This window comes from Bifidobacterium mongoliense DSM 21395 (assembly GCF_000741285.1).
GTDB lineage: Bacteria > Actinomycetota > Actinomycetes > Actinomycetales > Bifidobacteriaceae > Bifidobacterium > Bifidobacterium mongoliense.
In genome coordinates this window covers 1-3,180 of record NZ_JGZE01000031.1, presented here as the reverse complement: position 1 = coordinate 3,180, position 3,180 = coordinate 1, and the positions used below count along the sequence as shown (strand labels likewise).

Here is a 3,180-nt window from a genome sequence, read left to right as displayed (position 1 = left end):
GAGACCACCAACACATGCACGTCACGCTCCACGCCAGCGAATCACGGCCTTCCGCCAACCCGAAATCGACCTGACCAATCCCGGGCGCCCACGCCAGTTCCATGAACCCTTCCGACTCGGCGCGATGCTCCTGCCGCCAGTGCTTGACCCAACGCTGCACCGACGAATACGAGCCAGCGAACCCCTGCTCCGCGACCAAACGATCGAACACCCGTCTGGCGGTATGCCGCTGTTTGCGTGGCATCGACTGATCAGCACGCAGCCATGAATCCACGACCCGGGCGTACGGCTCGACCCGGCTCCTCGACTGCGCGGGACGCGTCTCGGGCTTGGGCGAGAAATCCTCCATATCCGCATGACTATGGCGACCGTGTTGCGCGAAATGCCAAGACGCCTGGCTATCGCCGAACGCGACAGCCCTTCCATCTCATATTTCCTGATATCCTCCCCTGATGGGCATCGGTACCGTCATTCCTTCCCTCCCGAGAACCTTGAACATGGTTGATGGCACTCGGAAATCCATCGGGACGACGGGCCGATGTCTCTCTTTAACAAGACATCACCGCTCAAACCGATCAAATCAAGCAATCACACTGCCTGATTCTGGTGACGTTCACGCCCCAATCAAAACGATGATAAACACACCGATGGCTGAGACGAGTCCGGCGCACCGGTCGCCGGTCACCATGCGCACGCCGGTAAGCCCGCGCGAGATGAGCGAGGAGACGAACGAGTTCCAGTTGGTCGAATCCTCCTGTCAATCCCTCGGCCACGCCGATCACCTCCCGGTTCCCGTCCAACCCGACGCCGATCGCCACGAGCACGGAGGCGTTCTCCACGGCGCCGCCCCAGCTGCGCTTGTGCCACACCCCGTCCATGAACACGTACGGGTAGGGCTGCTGCAACGGGCGTTCACGCCAGGCGTCAATGTCCTTGTAGACCTTCCCGAGCTGGTCTGACAGGGTCTGGGACGGCATGCGTTCACCCCACAACGCCTGACTGATGTCATCCACCCGTCTGGTGGAGACACCCGCCAAACCATGTCGATTCACACGCCTCCTCGACGCTCTCCTCCCGGCGCCGATAGCGTTCGATCACCGCCGACTCGAAGACCGCCCCCTTGAGCTTGGGCACCCTCACCGCCATGTTCCCGGCCTTGACCGTCAGATCACGCTCGTAATGGCCGGCGCGGTACGCCTTCCTGCCGACGGAACGCTCATACCTACCGGCGCCGGCGATCTGGTCGGCCTGAAGCGTCCGGCATCCGGTTGAGGATCTCGTTGACCTTCGCACTGACCATCCGATCCAGCTTGGTCTCGAACATGGCCTGGTTCACCTGTAGAATTTGTTTGGGCATGGTTATCGTCGCCTGCTTTCCCATAGCGGTTAATAGTTTGGCGACTGAAATCGTACACAGGCGACAAGCCATGCCCCACTACTTCAACAAGCACCAACCAATCTGCGCAAAAAACCGGGCGTTAGGGGCTGCGGACATTTTCTTGGAGATGGTTTAGGCCACTAGCCCTTGTTGCATTCTATAGTGTACGGGACTTTTCCATCCCAGGGATTGTTTGATGCGTTGGTGGTTGTACCAGTGCATGGTCGTGTCGACGTGTTCCACGACCTGCGCGCAGGTCAGTTTCTCCCAGTATTCGGGGTAGACCGCCTCGGTTTTCATGCGGCCGAAGAATCCCTCGGCGGAGGAGTTGTCCGGGGAGCAGCCCTTCCTGCTCATGGAGCGGATGATACCGTGCTCCTGGCAGATCCGGATCCACTCGGGCCACCGGTAGTGGCAGCCACGATCTGAGTGCACGATCACCCTGGTATCATCGGGCAGGGTTCCGATCGCCTTTCTGAGCATGGTGTTGGCCAATCGGGCGTTCGGGTGTAATCCCCTCGTGTAGGCGACGATCTTGCCGTCGTAACAGTCGATCATGGGCGAGACCTACACCTTGCCGTCACAAGCCTTGATTCTCAAGTGATGTCGGTCAGCCACTTCATATTGGGTTCTTTGGCACTGAAATCCCGGTGGATCAGGTTGTCGGGGGCCGGCGTGCTCTCACCCTGGTAGGAGCTGTAACGCCTGCGGTGGGGGATACGAGCCACCAATCCCTCCTCCCTCATAATCTGGCGTACCACCTTCTCCGATACCCGCAGACCCAGAGCGTGATGAAGCCTACGGTAGCCGTAGCGTGAGGACGACTCCTTGAACAATGCTCTCACGCGCACGCGGATATCCGAGTACTTATCCCCATCTCTTCGAGCGTGGTGATAATGGTAGCTACTCAAGGGGATCGTGAGCCTGCGGGCCAAACAGTGCAGTGAAAACATCGGGCGAAGCCGGTCGATCAGCCTGGTCTTCTCCCGGTTCGAAAGGCGCCCCAGGCTGGCGCCTGGGGCTTTTTTTACGACCTCCACCACCTGGCGCATCAACGCATGCTCCAGCTCAAGTTCTCTGATCCGACGGTGCAGCTCACCAACATCATCAGAAACAGGGTGAACCCCGGGTTTCTCTTCTTCGGGCATCGGGGACCTCCTTTGGGGTTGCAATGCTGCCATACCACCCTCACGATACAAGGCCATCCAATGATTCACCACACCAGCACTGACACCCAACTGCGCCGCCACTGCCTGCTGTTGCAAGCCGGTAAGACACAGGCGTACGGCTCTCACCCGCATGGAGAGCGGGATGATTGGCTTGGGGATTCTCTCCATATACCGGGGATCCTGGTGCAGCCAGCGTTCCAAACACTGACGCGTGGGATAACCTAGATACTCCACGACCTGCTGGGTCGTCATACTAGTGGAGCAATACAACCCCACGGCACGACCACGCTCCTCTTGACTGAACATAGAATCCTCTCGTTCAATCTCCAAGAAAACGTCCGCAGCCCCTTATCACATATTGTCTTGTCCTTCTTTATAAGACAGATGAATTTCAAGGCGGCGGCAACGCCGTCTTGAAATAAGATGTTACCACATGGTTACTTCTATGCAAATCGGCTGGATTCTATTTGCAAGTGCAACGTTTGGCTTGTTGGCTGGTCTGGTTTGATGATAGGCCGAGTTTGGATATTTCCTCTTGCCATGCTTCGTTGGGCGTGTGGTAGTCCAGGAGTTTCATGGGGGTGTCGTTGATCTCGGTGACGATGTCGTCGAGTTCGGTTTGGGTCAGGTTCT

Annotated in this window: 2 protein-coding genes and 2 pseudogenes; all 4 read right to left on the bottom strand. The window is 58.1% G+C overall.

Features of this window, described 5'->3' with window-relative positions; translation table 11 throughout:
• A pseudogene (locus BMON_RS08740) lies at positions 1-472 on the bottom strand (IS21 family transposase); the annotation flags it as partial.
• A 171-nt stretch (positions 473-643) separates the two neighbouring features.
• Positions 644-1,357 (bottom strand): annotated as a pseudogene (locus BMON_RS08735) (IS256 family transposase); the annotation flags it as partial.
• A 153-nt stretch (positions 1,358-1,510) separates the two neighbouring features.
• Entirely contained in the window at positions 1,511-1,936 is a 426-nt protein-coding gene (locus BMON_RS10485; protein WP_237745398.1) for an integrase core domain-containing protein, read from the bottom strand.
• Between the two features lie 38 nt (positions 1,937-1,974).
• Entirely contained in the window at positions 1,975-2,679 is a 705-nt protein-coding gene (locus BMON_RS10480; RefSeq protein ID WP_237745399.1) for an IS3 family transposase, read from the bottom strand.
• Positions 2,680-3,180 lie beyond the last annotated feature (501 nt).